The organism is Billgrantia montanilacus, assembly GCF_003336675.1.
GTDB classification, from domain to species: Bacteria; Pseudomonadota; Gammaproteobacteria; order Pseudomonadales; family Halomonadaceae; genus Halomonas; species Halomonas montanilacus.
The window spans coordinates 91,051-108,223 of record NZ_QPII01000013.1; the positions used below are offsets into that span (position 1 = coordinate 91,051).

The 17,173-nt window shown below is 63.6% G+C and carries 13 protein-coding genes; 1 reads left to right on the forward strand and 12 read right to left on the reverse strand.

Annotation, left to right across the window (positions count from 1 at the left end; translation table 11 throughout):
* Positions 1–22 precede the first annotated feature (22 nt).
* From DU505_RS15995 to DU505_RS16035, 9 genes are all read right to left on the reverse strand, one after another.
* Complete coding sequence (locus DU505_RS15995; protein WP_114479990.1) at positions 23–532, reverse strand: STAS domain-containing protein; 510 nt, start codon at positions 530–532, stop codon at positions 23–25.
* Entirely contained in the window at positions 522–1,724 is a 1,203-nt protein-coding gene (locus tag DU505_RS16000; protein ID WP_114479991.1) for a PP2C family protein-serine/threonine phosphatase, read from the reverse strand. Before DU505_RS16000 ends, DU505_RS15995 begins: the two co-directional genes overlap by 11 nt.
* 10 nt (positions 1,725–1,734) lie before the next feature.
* Complete coding sequence (locus DU505_RS16005) at positions 1,735–2,529, reverse strand: MlaA family lipoprotein (RefSeq protein WP_114479992.1); 795 nt, start codon at positions 2,527–2,529, stop codon at positions 1,735–1,737.
* 39 nt (positions 2,530–2,568) lie between these two features.
* Positions 2,569–3,690 (reverse strand): beta-ketoacyl-ACP synthase III, encoded by a 1,122-nt coding sequence (locus tag DU505_RS16010; protein WP_114479993.1) that lies wholly within the window; start codon positions 3,688–3,690, stop codon positions 2,569–2,571.
* Positions 3,691–3,803: 113 nt separating this feature from the next.
* Positions 3,804–7,835 (reverse strand): ATP-dependent RNA helicase HrpA, encoded by a 4,032-nt coding sequence (hrpA, locus tag DU505_RS16015; RefSeq protein ID WP_114480023.1) that lies wholly within the window; start codon positions 7,833–7,835, stop codon positions 3,804–3,806.
* Positions 7,836–7,952: 117 nt separating this feature from the next.
* The gene (locus tag DU505_RS16020) at positions 7,953–9,629 is read right to left on the reverse strand and encodes an AMP-binding protein (RefSeq protein ID WP_114479994.1); all 1,677 of its coding nucleotides are present in this window, start codon (positions 9,627–9,629) and stop codon (positions 7,953–7,955) included.
* Positions 9,630–9,877: 248 nt separating this feature from the next.
* Positions 9,878–10,666: a class II glutamine amidotransferase gene (locus tag DU505_RS16025; RefSeq protein WP_114479995.1), complete on the reverse strand. Its 789-nt coding sequence runs from the start codon at positions 10,664–10,666 to the stop codon at positions 9,878–9,880.
* The gene (locus tag DU505_RS16030) at positions 10,659–12,527 is read right to left on the reverse strand and encodes a VWA domain-containing protein (protein ID WP_422667052.1); all 1,869 of its coding nucleotides are present in this window, start codon (positions 12,525–12,527) and stop codon (positions 10,659–10,661) included. Before DU505_RS16030 ends, DU505_RS16025 begins: the two co-directional genes overlap by 8 nt.
* 18 nt (positions 12,528–12,545) lie before the next feature.
* A complete protein-coding gene (locus DU505_RS16035; RefSeq protein ID WP_114479997.1) occupies positions 12,546–12,995 on the reverse strand; it encodes a hypothetical protein in 450 nt (149 codons plus the stop codon).
* Between the two features lie 86 nt (positions 12,996–13,081).
* Between DU505_RS16035 and DU505_RS16040 the strand changes: the two genes are divergently transcribed.
* The gene (locus DU505_RS16040; protein WP_114479998.1) at positions 13,082–15,193 is read left to right on the forward strand and encodes a S9 family peptidase; all 2,112 of its coding nucleotides are present in this window, start codon (positions 13,082–13,084) and stop codon (positions 15,191–15,193) included.
* A gap of 61 nt (positions 15,194–15,254) precedes the next feature.
* Here DU505_RS16040 and DU505_RS16045 read toward each other — a convergent pair whose 3' ends face one another.
* The 3 genes from DU505_RS16045 to rnd are packed head-to-tail and all read right to left on the reverse strand — an operon-like array spanning position 15,255 to position 17,173.
* Positions 15,255–15,704, reverse strand: a complete 450-nt coding sequence (locus DU505_RS16045; protein WP_114479999.1) for a YcgN family cysteine cluster protein — start codon at positions 15,702–15,704, stop codon at positions 15,255–15,257.
* A gap of 30 nt (positions 15,705–15,734) precedes the next feature.
* Positions 15,735–16,046, reverse strand: a complete 312-nt coding sequence (locus DU505_RS16050) for a YcgL domain-containing protein (protein WP_114480000.1) — start codon at positions 16,044–16,046, stop codon at positions 15,735–15,737.
* Positions 16,043–17,173: a ribonuclease D gene (gene rnd / locus DU505_RS16055; RefSeq protein WP_114480001.1), complete on the reverse strand. Its 1,131-nt coding sequence runs from the start codon at positions 17,171–17,173 to the stop codon at positions 16,043–16,045. Before rnd ends, DU505_RS16050 begins: the two co-directional genes overlap by 4 nt.

Genomic DNA, 17,173 nt, shown 5'->3' on the forward strand with positions numbered 1-17,173 from the left:
AGGACCTGGGCTGTTTTTACGCTCAGGGCTGTTTCGAATCGACTTCCTGGGCTTCCAGCATCTCGACGAGCGGCTGGAATTCCTCGCGATTGTGCTCGTTCATGCGCATCAGGATACGGTGTGCCTCGAGAATACGCTGCCGGGTTTCCTCCATGTCGGACGGTACCTCGGGAAGTTCGCACAGCGCGCAGGATTCGGTGATGGGCGTCTCCACCATGGTGAAGAACTGCGAAAAACCCATGACCTCGAGCATGCGCCGCACATCGGGGTTGTTTACCACGATGGTGGGCTTGTAGGAGATGCGGTCCTTGACCGCCATGGCCACCTTGGCCAGGAATCCCAGGGCGGTGGAATCCACATTGGTTGCCTCACGCAGATCGATGATCAGCGTCTGCAGGCCAGGCGTCTCCGCAAGCTGGTGAGCTTGGCTGTCCAGCGTGGCACAAAGCGTCAGTCGCACGTCGCCGCAAAGCTTGAGAACGAAGACGCCAGAGTCGAACGCCGCCTTTATGCGGCCCTCATTAGTGATCATCGCCAAATCCGCTCAACATCATGATCGTCAGGTCATCGGGCAGCTCTTCGCCACTGTGTCTCCCTTCGGCATCAATGTCACCGGAAGCGTTCAGGGCCAGGCTGTCTCGAAGTCGTTCCAACGTAGTACAGGTTAGAACACGTTGCTCCAGCTCCCTGAGCCTCGTGTCGAGCGTCTCGCCCGGCAGGCACTCCAGAATCCCATCTGAGCACAACCATAACGTGAAGTTCGCCGGCAGCCTATACCTCAAACGTGGATACTCCACGTTGGGAAACAGCCCCACCGGCATGCCTTCGCCAGGCAATTCGATCACCTTGCCATCGGCCACCAGAAGTGGCTTTGGGAGCTGGGCGCCCAGCGAGTAGTAGAGGCAATGATCGACATGGTCTATCACGCCGACGAAGAGGGTCGCGTGCTTGCCGATCCCGGTATCGAGCAGTTCCCGGTTCAAGGCCGTCAACCAGTGCGCAGGCAGGTGATCCGGCTGCTTGCCGTCCCACTCATTCAGCCAGCGGTTGCACAGATACTTGAGCAGGACCGTAACGAATGCCGAGGAGGCGCCATGCCCCGACACATCGGCGAAATAGAACAGTGTGTAGCGATCATCGAAGCGCTGGAAATCGAGGAAATCGCCCGACAGGTAGAGCGACGGCACCAGCCAGTAATCGCAGGTGACCCCTCCCAGGGTCTGCGGGTGCGGTGGCAACAGCTTGCGCTGAATCTGCCCACCCGCCTGCTGGTCCAGGCGCAGCAGAGCCAGATGGGTCTCGAGGCTCTCGTTGAGCTCTTCCAGGTGCTCGTTCAGTTGAGCCAAGCGTGTTCGATCGCGACGTTGCTCGTCCTCGAGGTGGTGCAATTCGATGGCCTTGCGAATCATGCGTCGCAGGAGTTGACCATGACGCATGGGCTCGACGACATAGTCCACCAACCCCACGTCCACTGCCGTCAGCAGATCGGCATCCAGCCGGGAATCGCTCACCACCACCGTCGGCAGGCGCTCGGTCAGGCTCGCCCACGCAAGACTCGGTACCGCCCGTGCGTGGGCGACGACCAGCGACGTCTCGGCAGGGAGATCCTCAAGCCTCTCGGCGGCAAGTACCGCCAAGCCATCGCGGGCAATGGTGTCGGCCAGAGCATCACGGTAATCGCCCGGTTCGTCGAGTACGCCAATCAACGGCTTGGGTGCATCCATGGATCAGGCCTCAATCGGCGAAATCAGAATCGTCGAAGTCCGTATCATCAAAGTCCGCATCGTCAAATTCGAAATCATAGTCATCGCTGGCAAAGGGATCGTCTCCCAATTCCCCGTCGCTGACTTCGAAACGCCGTCGCTGCAGGTAGGCATCTCGTATGAAGACGTAGCGGTCGCCGCGCATCAACTCTTCCTGATCGAGAAGCCCTGCGCGCATGTCTACGACCCGCAGAGCGGTCAGACCGTAGCGCACCTTGTCATCTTCTACATAAGTGAGAGGATAAGTATAGGAGTCAAGTGGCAGTCCGGCAGTGTCCCGCACGGTGCTCGGCCCCAGGATAGGCAGCATCACATAGGGACCTTCGCCGACACCCCAGACCCCAAGCGTCTGGCCGAAATCCTCGTCGCGCCCTGTGATCTCCATATGGGTCGCAAAATCCCAGAGGCCGCCGATCCCTACGGTGGTATTGATCAGGAAGCGCGAGGTGGCGATGCCGGCATTGCCGGGCTTGCCCTGGAGCAGGCTGTTCAGCGCCGTGCGGATCTCCCCGAGGTTGGAGAAGAAATTCCCCACCCCGGTCTGCACCGGCTGGGGCGTGACAGTGCGGTAGCCGCGTGAAACCGGCTTGAGAACCGCACGATCCAACGCGTCATTGAAGACGAACACCTGACGATTGAATCCCTCCCAGGGATCATCCGGATGGCGATCCTCGATCGGTACGCTGCTGGCACAGCCGGCCAGCATGACCATCGTCATCAGGGCGACCAGGGGCCGTGTGACGGAGCCGATCCGCTTATTGGCCATCGTGAGTGTCTCCCTTCATGGATAACCGGAGTGGCAGCTTCATTGGCGACGCACCACAACGCAGCCGGCACTGTAACCGGCCCCAAAGGAGCAGACCACCCCCAGCGCACCCGGCGACAGGTCGGCATGGTGCAAATGGAAGGCAATGATGGAACCTGCTGAGCTGGTATTGGCATAGCGGTCGAGGATGATCGGCGCCTGGATGGCATCGGGATCGTGACCCAGTACCCGCCGCGCGATCATGTCGTTCATGTGGCGGTTGGCCTGATGCAGCCACAGGCGGGAAAGGTCATCGCCGGAGAGCTCGAGGCTGGCCAGGTGATCGCTGATCAAGGCCGCCACCATGGGGCAGACCTCCTTGAATACGCGCCGACCTTCCTGCACGAAAAGCTTGTCGACCGCCTGCGGATCGCTGTCGGTGACTCGGTTGAGGAAGCCGGCGTTGTTACGGATGGCATTCGAGAAGCGCGTCACCAGGCGTGTGCCGAGGACCTCGAAGCGCACCTCGGCGGTAGCCAGCTCCGCATCTTCCAGCACCACGGCGGTACAGGCATCACCGAAGATGAAATGGCTGTCACGGTCACGGAAATTGAGGTGCGCCGAACAGATCTCCGGGCTGACCACCAATGCGCGCTTGACGTTACCTGAGCGAATGGCACTGGTAGCCATTTCAATGGCGAAGGTGGCCGACGAGCAGGCCACGTTCATGTCGAAGGCACAGCCGGTAGCGCCCAGTGCCGCCTGGAGTTCCACCGCCACCGCCGGGTAGGGACGCTCCAGGTTGGAACAGGCGACGATGACCAACCCGATGTCACCGGCCTCGACACCCGCGGCCGCCAGTGCCTGCCGGGCCGCCGACAGGCCCATCTCACATTGGATCGATGGTTCGTCGTTGGCGCGCTGGGGCAGGTGCGGACGCATGCGTTCGATATCGAGAATCCCCTCGGCATCCATCACGTATCGGCTGTGGATACCCGATGCCTTGACGATGAACTCACTGCTGGAATGGGCCAGCGGTACTGCCTCACCGGACTCGATGGCAGCCGCATTGCGGCTGTTTTCCGCATCGACCCAGCGGTTGAACGACGCCACCAGGGCATCGTTATCGATGGCGTGCGCCGGCGTAAAGAGCCCCGTGCCGGTGATCACGACGTCTGTCATGGTGTTCTCCTGCTCGTGCGGCCACCTGGCCGCCTGTTCTGTACCGGACACCGGCCTCTCCGATGTCCCAATATCCTGGGCCACGTCCCGCCTGCCCCCACCTGCTGCTGTCGTTAACCGCCGGCCGGCCTTGCCCCTGTCAATTCGGCCCAGCGTCGCTCCAGGCGCTTGGTGGATACCGGCATTCGGGTGCCGAGCTGCTGAGCGAACAGCGACACACGCAGTTCCTCGATCCACCAACCGAACTCGACTAGTTCCGGGTCCTCGTGCCCACCACGCCGCTGGCTCTCGCGCCGGGCCGCCAGACGTGCCTCCAGGTCCTGCACCATCTGCATGTGCATCTGGTCGCGCATGCGCTCCCGCGGTGCCTTCTCCAGACGAAGCAGCGCGGCTTCCATGTAGCGTGGGTATTCGAAGAGCCATTCACCGGCCTCCCCCACGAAGCCAGGGTGTACCAGACGCTGCATCTGGGCCTTGATGTCACTGTAAACCAGCGCCAGTGCCAGGCTGAGATTGCCCTTCAACGCCTTGGTCACTGCCAGGTGCCCTTCGAGTGAGGCCTGCAGTGTAGCGACCAGGGTTTCGGCATGCGGCAGAAGCCCTGCGGCACAACGGCTGAGGCGGGTCTCCAGCTCCTCCCGGGAACGCGGCAGGGGTGACGTTGCCAGCACCTGGGTGAACACGGCTTCTACCACGTCCTCATTGAGCTGCCGTTTGCTGCCGACCTTGGCAAACAGCAGTGCACAGGTATGGAGGCCGGAGAGCCGCTCGATGGCCTTGACCTGCTCCGGCAGCCTCGCCATGGCCAGCCTCGCCACACCGGTGCGATGCGCCTGCTCGGCCTTGCCAGGATGATCGAAGAGTTCGACCCGAAAGATCTCGCCATCGGGCACGAGCGCCGGAAAGGCTTCGACCCGTATGCCGGCCTGCGTGGTCACTCGGGACGGCGGCAGCGCCTCTACGGGCAGGTCCGTGACCGCCTCAGCGGCACTGGCTTCCGCGGCCAGGGCCCTGGCGCCTTCGCCGGCGGCGGCCTCAAAACGGCGCTCCAGGGCCCGGGCATCGCGCCCCTCGCCCAGCGTCTTCCCCTCGTGATCGACCACCTTCAGGTTCATGATCAGGTGCGGCTCGACCTGCTCCGTGCGCCAATCGTCTGGATGAACCCGCGCACCGGTCTTGCGGCGCAGGAACTCGCCCAAGGCCTCGGTCAGGGGGATGTCGTCGGGCACCATCGCCTCGAGGGCAGCATCCACCCAGTCCGGAATCGGCACCACCTGGCGTCGCAGCGACTTGGGCAGCGACTTCAGCAGTGCGATGCACTTGTCACGCAACAGGCCCGGCACCAGCCACTCCAGGCGTGCCAGTGGCAGCTGGGGCAACATGGCAGCCGGCACTGTCAGGGTCACGCCGTCGTCGGGCGCACCAGGCTCGAAACGATAGCTCAATGGGTAGCGTACTCCATTCAGCATCAGTTCATCCGGGTATTGTTCCTGGGTGATCTCTTCGGCTTCACGAGCGAGCAGTGCCTCACGGTCGAACTTGAGAATGTCGGGGTCGTCGCGCTCGGCTTGGCGCCGCCAATGCTCAAATCCCTTGCCGTTGTGAATGTCGGCGGGAATTCGGGCGTCGTAGAAAGCGAACAGCGTTTCTTCATCGACCAGAATATCACGCTTTCGCACCCGATCCTCTAGCCCCTCGACCTCTTCGACCAATGCGCGGTTGTGGTCGAAGAAGTCTCCCCGAGTGCGGAATTCGCCTTCCACCAGGGCGCGACGCAGGAACAGCTCACGCGCCTCACCGGGGGCAATGGGGCCATAGTGAACCTTGCGACCCGAGACGATGGGCAGCCCGAACAGGGTCACCTGCTCATTGGCCACCACCTGGGCACGCTTCATTTCCCAGTGGGGGTCGCTATGGGTGCGCTTCACCAGGTGGTCGGCCAGAGGCTCTATCCACTGCGGCTCGATCCTGGCGACCGTGCGGGCGAACAGCTTCGACGTCTCCACCAGCTCGAAGGCCATCAACCACTTGGGTGACTTCCTGGCCAGCCCCGACCCGGGGTGGATGAAGAACTTACGGTTGCGCGCCCCCAGGTATTCGCGGTTCTCGGTGAGCAGGCCCAGGTGGGACAGCAGCCCGGGAAGCAGCGCCTTGTGAAGCTGCACGGCGCTCTCGCGATGTGCCCGTTCCCTGGCCTGCTCGTCCTCGACCTCATGCGTCGTCCGCGTGGGAGGAGGCACCTCGATCTCCATCTCGCGCAGCAGCTGGCGCAGCTGGCGAAAGGTGTCATGCCATTCGCGAAGGCGCAGGTAATTCAGGTAGTGCTCCTTGCACCAGCGCCGCAGCCGGTTGCCGGAAAACTCGTCACGCGCCGCCTCGAAGCCATGCCAGAGGTTGAGCAGCGCGACGAAATCGGAGTCCGGATCCTGCCAGCGTCGATGGGCCTGATCGGCGGCCTCGCGCTTGTCCGCCGGCCGGTCGCGAGGATCCTGCACCGCCAGTGCCGAGACCACGACCAGCACCTCGCGCAGCCCACCCTGCTCCGCGCCGGCCAGCACCATTCGGGCCAGGCGGGGGTCGATCGGCAGCCGGCTCAGCTTGCGGCCCAGCGGCGTCAGCCGGTTGGCCTGGTCCACGGCGCCCAGCTCGAACAGGAGGCGGAAGCCATCCTTGATGAAACGGGCATCCGGCGGGTCGACGAAGGGGAAATCCTCGATGTCACCCAGCTTCAGCGACAGCATGGACAGGATCACCGAGGCCAGGTTGGTGCGCCGGATCTCGGGGTCGGTGAAGCCCGGGCGAGAGAGGAAGTCCTCCTCGTCATAGAGGCGAATACAGACACCTTCCGCCACCCGGCCACAGCGCCCCTTGCGCTGATCGGCACTGGCCTGGCTGATCGGCTCCACCGGCAGGCGCTGAATCTTGGACTTGTAGCTGTAGCGGCTGATACGCACCAGCCCGGGATCGATGACATAGCGTATGCCCGGCACCGTGAGCGAGGTCTCGGCAACATTGGTGGCGAGCACGATGCGACGTCCGGCATGAGGCGCGAAGACCCGGTTCTGCTCGGCGTTGGAGAGCCGCGCATAGAGCGGCAGTATCTCGGTGCCCTTGAAGTCGGCGCGCCGCAGGGTATCCGCCGCCTCACGGATTTCACGCTCCCCGGGCAGGAAGATCAGGATATCCCGGGGACCATGGAACCAGCGCTTCTCGCGTTCGACCGACTCGATCTCTTCCACCGCATGGAGGATGCCCTCCTGCAGCGTTCGGTCGGCCTCGTCTTCGGCGTCACGCACCAGGGGCCGATAGCGCACCTCCACCGGATAGGTGCGGCCCGAAACCTCCACCACCGGTGCCGGCCTTGGCTCGCCATCCTCACCGGGCAGGGAGAAATGCGCGGCGAAACGCTCCACATCGATGGTCGCCGAGGTGATGATCACCTTGAGATCGCGACGACGTGACAGCAGCCGTTTCAGATAGCCGAGCAGGAAGTCGATATTGAGGCTGCGCTCGTGAGCCTCGTCGATGATGATCGCTTCGTAGCGGGTGAGATCCGGGTCATGGCGCGTTTCGGCCAGCAGGATACCGTCGGTCATCAGCTTGATCAGGGTGTCGTCGCTGGTTTCGTCGGTGAAGCGCACCTGGTACCCCACCTGTCCGCCCAGGGGCACGGCCATTTCCTCGGCGAGCCGCGTCGCCACGGAGCGTGCCGCCAGCCGACGCGGCTGGGTATGGCCGACCAGGCCGCGACGCCCCAGGCCCAGCTCCAGGCAGAGTTTGGGCAGCTGGGTGGTCTTGCCGGACCCCGTCTCCCCTGCCACCACCACCACCTGGTGTTCGCGCAAGGCGGCAAGAATGTCGTCGCGACGCTCGACCACCGGCAGGGATTCGGGATAGGCCAGCGTCACCGGCATTGCCGCACGCTGTGCAACCAGCGCGGACGAACGCTCGACGGCTCGACCGGCCTCGGCGACCCCCCGGTCGGCCGGCTTGCCCTCTTTCAGGCGCCGACCCAGCCCGTCGAGCCGACGTCCGAGCCCGGCACGGTCACGCAGCATGACAGCATCGAGCGCCCGATAGAGGCGGTCGAGTTCGTTGTGTTCCGGGGCAGTGGCGGCAGAACCTGGACGGGTTGCGGTGGTCACGGCATCCTCGCGCAAATGGAAAAAACCTGCCCGCTCCGGAGAGGCCGGAACGGGCAGGTCATTGTAACGCTCAGCGGCGGGTCGCGCCTAATGGCACCTGGCGGCGACCCGGGTGGGTCAGGCCTTCTGTTCTCCCTGCTCTTCGTCGCGCAGCTGGCGACGCAGCACCTTGCCGACGTTGGTCTTCGGCAGCTCATCGCGGAATTCCACGAACCTGGGCACCTTGTAAGCCGCCAGCTCCTTCTTGCACCAGTCGCGCAGGCTCTGCTCGTCGAGGCTCTCGTCCCTGGCGACCACGAACAGCTTGACCGCCTCGCCGCTGCTCTCGTCAGGCACGCCGACGGCTGCCGACTCGACGATGCCGGGGTGTGTCGCCACAACATCCTCGATCTCGTTGGGATAGACGTTGAAACCCGACACCAGGATCATGTCCTTCTTGCGGTCGACGATCTTGATGAAGCCATCTTCCTGCAACACGGCGATGTCACCGGTGGAAAACCAGCCATCGTCGCTCAGCACCTTGGCGGTCTCCTCGTCGAGGTTCCAATACCCCTTCATCACCTGCGGACCCTTGACGCACAGTTCACCCGGTTCTCCGAGCGGCAGGTCGTTGCCGTCGACATCCACGACCTTGACCGAGGTACCGGCCACCGGCTTGCCGATGGTGCCGAGCTGAATGTCGTCGACCGGGTTGAAGCTGACAACCGGAGAGGTCTCTGTGAGCCCGTACCCTTCGGCGATATCGCAACCCGTGACCTCCTTCCAGCGCTGAGCCGAAGCCTTGGTCAGCGCCATGCCACCGGAAATGGTCAGGTGCAGGCGCGAGAAGTCGAGACTGCGAAAGTCATCACGGTTGCACAGGGCATTGAACAGCGTGTTCAGCCCAATGAAGGCCGTGAACTTGATGCTCTTCAGTTCCTTGACGAAGTTGTCCAGATCGCGAGGATTGGTGATCAGGATCGAGTGGTTGCCGGTTTTCATCAGGAACAGGCAATTCACGGTAAAGGTATAGATGTGGTAGACCGGCAGCGGCGCGATCACCACCTCCTTGCCCTCGTCCAGGCCTGGGCCTATGGCCGCTTCCGCCTGCAGCATGTTGGCCACCAGGTTGCAGTGGGTCAGCATGGTGCCCTTGGGCATGCCGGTGGTACCGCCGGTGTATTGCAGCGCCGCGATATCGTCCAGTTCGCGCTCGACTTCGCGATGATTGCGCGAAGCACCGTCCTTCAGCGCCTTGCGGAACGGCACCGCCATGGGCAATGAGTAGGACGGCACCATCTTCTTGACATACTTGACCACGGCATTGATCAGGAAGCGCTTGGGGAAACCGTGCAGGTCGCCAAGCTCGGTGACCAGCACATGCTCGATATCGGTGCGGTCGAGCACCTTCTCGAGCTTGTCCGCCATGTTGGCGAGAATGAGGATTGCCTTGGCACCGGAATCCTTGAACTGGTGGGCCATCTCGCGCTCGGTATAGAGCGGGTTGGTATTGACCACCACCAGACCGGCACGCATGGCGCCGAATACCGCCACCGGGAATTGCAGCACATTAGGCAGCTGGATGGCGATGCGGTCTCCCGGCTGCAGCCCGGTTTCATGCTGTAGCCAGGCGGCAAAGTGTCCGGAGAGCTTGTCCAGTTCGGCGAAGGTGAGGGTCTGCCCCATGCAGGTGAAGGCGGGGTTATCGGCGAAGCGTTTCACCGCCTCATGGAAGACATCCATGAGCGACCGGTAATTTTCCATCCCCTTCAGCTCGGGTCCAGTCAGAATCTGGGCATTGGCGTGCTCACTCATCAACATTATCTCCGCAGCATCGTCGACGTCGGTCGCTCACCATCGAGCATCGACCGTTTTTATTGTGGCCAGGCGGCTAAGATATACCAGGCGCCACACCACTGTAAAACAGTCGATTGAAACAGACGTTCAAGTCCAGGCCATCCGTCCCTTTGGCAAGCTGCTGTCTCCAAAGCTGGGCAAAAACCGCCAAAAAGGCAAATAGGGGCTTCCACGCTAGCCCCCGACCCTGCCGTCAGTCGACCACCTCACCAGGGGCCGAAGCGGGCCTCGATCTTGCCATGACGCCAGACCAGAAGCTCACCCGGCTGCATTCGCACCCACTCCTCATTACAGGTCAGTGGCTCGGTGGCCACCACCGATACGACGTCTGCAATGGTGGTGTGTTCGGCAAAGTTCACCGTCAGTTCGGCATCGGAAAGCTCGGCCTTGCCGAAGGGTGCACGCCGAGTGATATGGGCAAGCTTGGTGGAGCAGTAGGTGTAAAGATACTCACCGTCTGCCAACAGCAAGTTGAACACGCCCAGGCTGCGCAGCCGCTCACAGAGCGCATGCAGCCATTGCCAGAGCGCTATAGACTCGCCATGCGGCGGGGCGTCGGGGAAACGGTGGCGCAGTTCAGCCAACAGCCAGCAGAAGGCATGCTCACTGTCGGTATCGCCCACCGGACGGTAGAAACTGAGCGGCAGAGCCTGCCAGCCCTCGAGCTGACCGTTATGAGCATAGCACCAGGTACGTCCCCACATTTCCCGCGTGAAGGGGTGGGTATTGGCCAGGCGCACTTCTCCCACGTTTGCCTGGCGAATATGGCTGATGGCGATGTGAGACTTGATCGGGTAATCGGTGATCAGCCGAGCGATCGGCGAGCGAATCGAGGGGTGCGGATCGCGAAAGTCGCGATAACCTCCCGCTTCGTAGAACGCGATACCCCAGCCATCCCGATGCGGTCCAGTGCCGCCGCCACGGTGCAGAAAGCCGGTAAAGCTGAAACAGATATCCGTGGGCACGTTGGCACTCATACCCAACAACTCACACATGCGGCTCCTCCCGTTGCGTCGTCGTGAAGCGTCGACGCCCGCGCCGCTGCTGGCGCCGCCAGATCAGACCCAGCAACAACAGCACCACAGCGACCAGCAATACCAGCCCCCAGATACGTGGATCCTGCCTGCCGGCCTCGAGCTGTCGGTCCAGCATGGGCCGCCAGTCGTCCCATTGGCTCTGGGCCAGACGCGGGAGTCGCTCCACGAGGGTGAGGAGCCGATCCATGCTGCCGGGTTGCGAGACGGGAGCGCGCGCTTCACGCACTGGATCCAGCTCTTCATGGAAGCGCTCGATACCCAGCACTGCAGGGCCTTCAGCCTGGTCGATCGCGGTCTCGCCCTGGGGGAAAAGCAACAGCCTGGGCAGGCGCAGCTCACGTGTTTCACCGTCGAGCGTGACCTCTGCTCGCAACAGCAATGGCTGACTTAGCCCGGGATCCAGCGCCGGCAGCTCGATCATCCAGCGCCGTGACACCAGCGGCTCGGCGTCCAATCGAGCCCCCTGCAGCTGCCCATGCAGACGCGTATTGTCGTGATCCAGCAACGGATGTTCGGCCGTCAACACGACGCGTTCGGCCTCCTCCTCGTGACGCGCCGCGATGGCCGGCAGGACGTTGACCGCTTGAATCCGCTGGCGCCGGAAGCCCTGTCCCTCGGCTCGAATCACCAGTTGGGCCGTTCCCGTCAGCGCAGGTGCCGGCAAGGTACCGGTGAAGCGCTCCTCCGCCTGCTCGAGCACCACCGCCGACTGGGTCGAACCCGTGTCGTCATGCAATGAGACGGTCATCTCCAGATGCGCTGGCAGCGCATCCTGGTTGACAGTCTCCCCTTCATGGGTCAGCCAGGCTTCGAGTGGCACGTCGAAACCCAGGTAGAGCGAGCCGGGAATGCCACTGGTCTGCAGGCTCAGCGGTGAGGCGATGGTGATCCGGCTATCCTTGTCCACTCCCCCTTCGAGCCGCCACTGCCCAGGCATGGGGTTCGGGACCTGCACCAGATCATAGCGCGACTCGCTTCGCCAGGTGGCGCCCGCGGGTGGAGATTCCGCCGTGAATCGACTGCCATCCGGACCGATCAGAACCGGAGGCGACCCTTCGCGATCGTCAGACTCATCCTTCCCGTCGTGAAACAGCAGGGCAGTGAAGCCATCGAGGCCAGGCTCGACGAGAAATTGATCGTCGGTCAGAGGCAGGCGATCGCTGGGGAAGATGCGATCGAAGATATTGAGGAACGCGCCCAGCAGGGCGTCCGGGCTCTCGACCGGGGCCGACAGGCCGCCGGTCTGCTGGGACAGGCGCTCCACCAGGTCCAGGTCGGCCTCGTCAGAGAACGCAATGGCATGAATCGCGACGTCCCCGGCGGCCAGGCGGGGGCCGAGTGACTCCAGCAATGTCCGGCGGGAGACATCGTCGACGCCCGGCTTGGCACCGAGCCTCGGGGACAGGTCGATCACTCCATCGGTCAGCAGCACCAGATGGCGATGGCCATCGGTTTCGGGAGCCGCCGCGTCACGAATGGCGGACTCGATGTCGGTGAACTGCTGATACTCCACCAGCCGGGGCGCCAGCGACATCGCCTGTTCTCGCCAGGCGGAAGTCACCGGCCCCTGGGGCAGCGGATTCTCGACGCGCTCACCGAAGGTCCAGACGCCGGCTCTCGCCCCGCTGGGCAGCAAGGCCACCAGCAGCTCCAGCGCCTCCGCGGCCAGCTGCTCCGGATCGTTATGGCGCATGCTGCCGGAAACGTCGATGATCACCCTGACGTCCGGCCGCTCCTCCAGAGGGGCCGCAGGAAGGCTACCCGACAGCAACGCTGGAACCAGCAGCACTGCCAGCCAAAGCCAACTCTTATGCAACACCCTCCCCATCGGGGCTCCCTAGCCGATCATCGGCTCACGGCGCTCGCGCGGCTCACGGGATTGTCCACCGTCGCGGCCATCACGCCCATTGTTATCGTCATCGTCGATGTGCATTTCGTCATCGGTCGGTCGCAGCATCCACCATTGCAGCAGCCCAACGGCGATTCCCAGCCCGGCGCCGGCCACCACCAGCAGAGCGGAAGACATCATCGCAGTCGCATTGCGCTCGAGAAAGGCCACGGTTGCCACTACCACGGCCGGTGCCATCCCGGTATAGAATTCGTCTTCCTCCACCAGTGGCAAGCGGAAACGCGTGGGCACCCAGAGTATCCCCGCCACCGCCCAGGTAAGAGGTAACCGCAACAGGCGCGGCAGGAAAGCCAGTCCCAGATAGCCGGTGACGAGTATCACCAGCGACAAACCCAGATAGGTCAGCCATAGTAGGGACATCGAATCGGTCGTCAGCATCGATACCTCTTTATCAGCGCTACGGTCGGCCGAGAGTCGGACCGCACAGGATGGAATTCGTTATTGAGTATGGTACACGCGACCCAATGAAAGCACAGCCACCCCGTAACACCAGCGAAACGACGTCAACCGACGAGCCCCCCTTTTCCCCCGTCACCCGCTTTCGCCGCGCCGAAGAGCCCGAGTGGCACTGGCTCGAGAATCGTGACGACCCGGACGTCAGCGCCTTTCTCGAGGCGGCCAACCAGGAATCCCGCGCCTGGATGATGCCCCTCGACGGCCTGGTGGAACGGCTTTACCACGGCCATCTGGCACGCCGGGAGCTTGCGGTTCATGGCCTGAAAACGGCACTGGACCACCACACCTACTGGAGCGAGACGGCGGCCGATGCCGACTATCCGGTCTGGTGGCGACATCCCAATGGCCGCGAGCAGGAAGCCACCGCCTTTCTCGACTTGCATGCCAGGGCCGAACGGCAGCGATTCCTCGAGCTCGGCGACATGGCATTGTCACCGGACGAGCACTGGCTTGCCTGGACCGAGGATATCAGCGGCGATGAGCGCTACACACTCTATATCAAGCACCTGCCCTACGGCGAACCGATTGCATTGCTCGATGATATCGCCTCGGAGCTGAGCTGGGCCGAGGATAATCGCACGCTGCTTTTCACCCGGTTCGACGCGACCCAGCGTCCGGACAGCATCTGGCGGCTACCTCTCAGCCTGGAAGCCGGCGCCACTCCCCGGGCGGAAGAGCCAATATGCATGCTGCAGGAGTCGGACCCCGAGTTCTGGGTCGGCCTGGGCAAGACACGCTCACGCGAATGGCTGGTACTGGATAGCGCCTCCAAGGACACCAGTGAATGCTTTCTGGTCCCCGCCCGGGAGCCCGCTACCGTCCCTCGCTGCTTCCGCCCCCGGGAAAAAGGGGTGGAGTACGGCGTTGAGCATCGCCCCGGCCACTTCTACGTCCTGCATAATCGCGAGGCGCCGCACTTCCGCCTGGACAGGGTGGACGAAGCTCAGCCCGATGGCGTCTGGCAGCCGCTGGTTGAACATCGCGAGGAGGCAACGCTGGAGGGTGTCGATGCCTTCGCCTGGGGCCTGGTATTGACCGAGCGTGACCATCACGAAGCGCAGGTTCACGTGCGCGTCATCGAACTTGACCCCCACCATACGGTCACCCTCGATGTCCGCCTGCCTCTGCCCGAATCGCCGTGTAGCCTGATGCTGGGAGACATGCCGCACTTCGCCAGCCGACGCCTGCGCTTGCGTGAGGAGTCCTTCGTCATGCCGGTGCGCTGGCTGGAGCACGACCTGGATAGCGGCGAACGCCAGGTAGTGAAGACCCAGACGATCCATGGCGACCTGCAGCCCGACGCTCTCTCCTGCCAGCGGATCTGGGCCACGGCCCACGATGGCGAGCGCATTCCCGTCTCGGTGGTGATGCGTGCCGACCTTGTCGGTCATCCCCTTCCCACCCTGCTCTATGGCTACGGCGCCTACGGAGAGGTGCTCGATCCCTGGTTCTCGGTGGCCCGTCTCGAGTTGCTCAGTCGCGGCATGGCCTTCGCCGTTGCCCATGTTCGCGGTGGTGGCGACCGCGGCGAGCCCTGGTATCTCGCCGGCAAGATGGAGTACAAGGAGAACAGCTTCCGGGACTTCCTGGCGGCACGCAACGCCCTGGTCGATCAGGGCTTCAGCGATGGTGAGCGCATTGCAGCCTACGGCGCCAGCGCAGGCGGCCTGCTGGTCGGCGCCAGCCTCAACCTGGCCCCTGAGGCATTCTGCGCGGCCGTCCTCGACGTCCCTTTCGTCGATGTCCTGCGCACCATGGAGAACCCTGACCTGCCACTGACCACGGCCGAGTATACGGAGTGGGGCAACCCCGATACCCCGGACATGCGCCGGCACATTCGCAGCTACTCCCCCCTCGACAACCTCTCGGCCCTGCCCTATCCGGCTCTCTTCCTTCAGGGCAGCTGGCACGACTCCCGGGTGCCCTACTGGGAGCCTGCCAAGCTATACGCCCGCGTCACTGAACTCGGCTCGGCCCGCGGGCCAGTCCTGATGCGCACCGACATGGATGCCGGCCATGGCGGCGCTTCGGGCAGGTTCAAGGCCTGGCACGATAACGCCCGCCAGGACGCCTTTACCCTGTGGGCGCTGGGGCTCGCGTCCAGCGGCACAGCGGGGTGAAACACGGCAGGCCCGGCTTGACGCCGGGCCCGCTGGCTCTCTGAGATGACACGACAGGCGATCAGCCATCAATCGGCAGTATCGCAATGATATAGTCTTCCAGTTGCTCATCCGGCACATCCCGATGAGAGACGGCAAAGCTGCGCACGCTGACCCCCTTGCGGTGGACGCGCTCCGGGTCCCCCGAGATGAGCGGATGCCAGGCCGCGAGCTTGCGCCCCTCGGCCACACGACGATAGGCGCAGGATCTGGGCAACCAGCGAAATTCGTCGATGCGCTCGGGCGTCAGCCGCGTACAATCCGGCACCCGGGCTTGACGGTTGGCGTAGTCGCTGCAGCGGCAACTATGGATATCGAGCAGCTCACAGGCCACGCCCAGGACGGCCAGGTCACCGGTGTCGTCGTCCTGGAACTTGAGCAAGCAGCACTGGCCGCAGCCGTCGCACAGGGCCTCCCACTCTTGCGCGGTGAGCTCCTCGAGCGGGTACTGCTCCCAGAATCGTTCACGCATCACCGAGCCTCCCGGTTGGCGGCAGCATGCTCAGTAGCGCGCCTCGGTGGGGGTCCGGTAGAGATCCATCAGATACTCCTCCTTGGCGGGGGGCATCTGAAAGTAGTATCCCTTGTCTCGAATTCCCGCCATGACATCGCTCGCCTTGGCGCGTGCCATCGGCTTGTCCGCCGTCAGGATTAGCGTCATGGTCGAGACCGGCTTGCCGAAGCGTTCGAGCAATGCTTCGGGCACGTCCTTCAAGCCCTGGCGCTTATCCACGTAGAGGTACATCTCTTCCTTGCGCGAACTCTTGAAGATCTCGCACAGCAGCTTGTCGCCTTTCATGCGGTCGTCAGTCATGATTCATTCACCTCGGTAAGCGCGCTATCGAGAGCCTCGGCAAGGCACTCGCCCCGCCATCCACCCGGCAGGGGCAGCTCCTCGCCCTTCAGGTCGGCGGTTACCATGGACTCGAGCTCACGGCGGCGCAGCAACACCTCCGGTGCCAGGCCCAGTCGCTCGGCCTCTCCGTTGACCACTCGCTTGAGTGCCTTGAGACGTCGCTTGAAAGCCGGGTCCATGGGGGAAGGTAGCGCAGGGGGCAAGGCCTCGTCCTCGGCGCCCCTGGCCTCCTTCACCAGTGCCAGCAGCGTGTCGCCGTCGCGCTTGATGAGCCCCGGCTTGATGTCGTCGACCTCGGCAAGCTGATACCGATTCTCCGGCATGCGTTCGGCGATGCCATAGAGGACCCGATCATTCACCAGCCACCCCCGTGGCAGGTTGCGTCGCCGCGCCTCGCCTTCCCGCCATATCGTCAACAGCCGGTAGGCTTCCATCTGACGCGGGGAGAGCCGCCACAGCTGGCGGTGACGCAGATACCACTGCCCGTCCGCTCCCTCACTGCGTAGAGCCTGGGCCACCAGCTCGCTGCAATCCGCTTCCAACCAGCTCATGCGACCCAACTTCTCCAGGGACTCGCGCTGGTGCTCCCAGACCTTGAGCAGAAAGACAACGTCCAGGGCCGCATAGAGGCACTGGGATTCGCTCAGCGGGCGCACCAGCCAATCGGAGCGCGTCTCGTCCTTGGGCAGCACTTCGCCGGTCCAGTGCTCGACCAGGCGCTGATAGCCCATGGCCGCATCCTCCCCCAGCAGGGACTGGGCGATCTGGGTATCGACCAGTGGCGCCACCGCCCCGCCCGCCCAGTGAGCGAGCACCTCCAGATCCTCGCTGCTGGCATGCAACAGCTTGAGCGGCCCTTCTCCCAGCAAGCGTCGGAAGGCATCGGTGCAGTCCACGGCCAGGGGATCGATCAGCCAGGCCGGCCCGCCGGCGGAGAACTGGATGAGCGCCGGCACCGGATGGAAAGTCTTCTCGCGAAAGAATTCGGTGTCCAGGGCGATGACCGAGGCATCCGCCACTTCGGCACAGGCAGCGTCTAGGGCATCGGGCGTATCGATCCAGCGAATCTCGGGGGTCAGGGACAT

Excerpts from the sequence above, each read along its gene's own strand:
- DU505_RS16020 (WP_114479994.1), bottom strand. The coding sequence starts at position 9,629 with ATGAGTGAGCACGCCAATGCCCAGATTCTGACTGGACCCGAGCTGAAG.
- DU505_RS16000 (WP_114479991.1), bottom strand. The coding sequence starts at position 1,724 with ATGGATGCACCCAAGCCGTTGATTGGCGTACTCGACGAACCGGGCGAT.
- DU505_RS16040 (WP_114479998.1), top strand. The coding sequence starts at position 13,082 with ATGAAAGCACAGCCACCCCGTAACACCAGCGAAACGACGTCAACCGAC.
- DU505_RS16025 (WP_114479995.1), bottom strand. The coding sequence starts at position 10,666 with ATGTGTGAGTTGTTGGGTATGAGTGCCAACGTGCCCACGGATATCTGT.
- DU505_RS16050 (WP_114480000.1), bottom strand. The coding sequence starts at position 16,046 with ATGACTGACGACCGCATGAAAGGCGACAAGCTGCTGTGCGAGATCTTC.
- DU505_RS16005 (WP_114479992.1), bottom strand. The coding sequence starts at position 2,529 with ATGGCCAATAAGCGGATCGGCTCCGTCACACGGCCCCTGGTCGCCCTG.
- DU505_RS16035 (WP_114479997.1), bottom strand. The coding sequence starts at position 12,995 with ATGCTGACGACCGATTCGATGTCCCTACTATGGCTGACCTATCTGGGT.
- rnd (WP_114480001.1), bottom strand. The coding sequence starts at position 17,173 with ATGTCCCTGACCCCCGAGATTCGCTGGATCGATACGCCCGATGCCCTA.
- DU505_RS16045 (WP_114479999.1), bottom strand. The coding sequence starts at position 15,704 with ATGCGTGAACGATTCTGGGAGCAGTACCCGCTCGAGGAGCTCACCGCG.
- DU505_RS15995 (WP_114479990.1), bottom strand. The coding sequence starts at position 532 with ATGATCACTAATGAGGGCCGCATAAAGGCGGCGTTCGACTCTGGCGTC.
- DU505_RS16010 (WP_114479993.1), bottom strand. The coding sequence starts at position 3,690 with ATGACAGACGTCGTGATCACCGGCACGGGGCTCTTTACGCCGGCGCAC.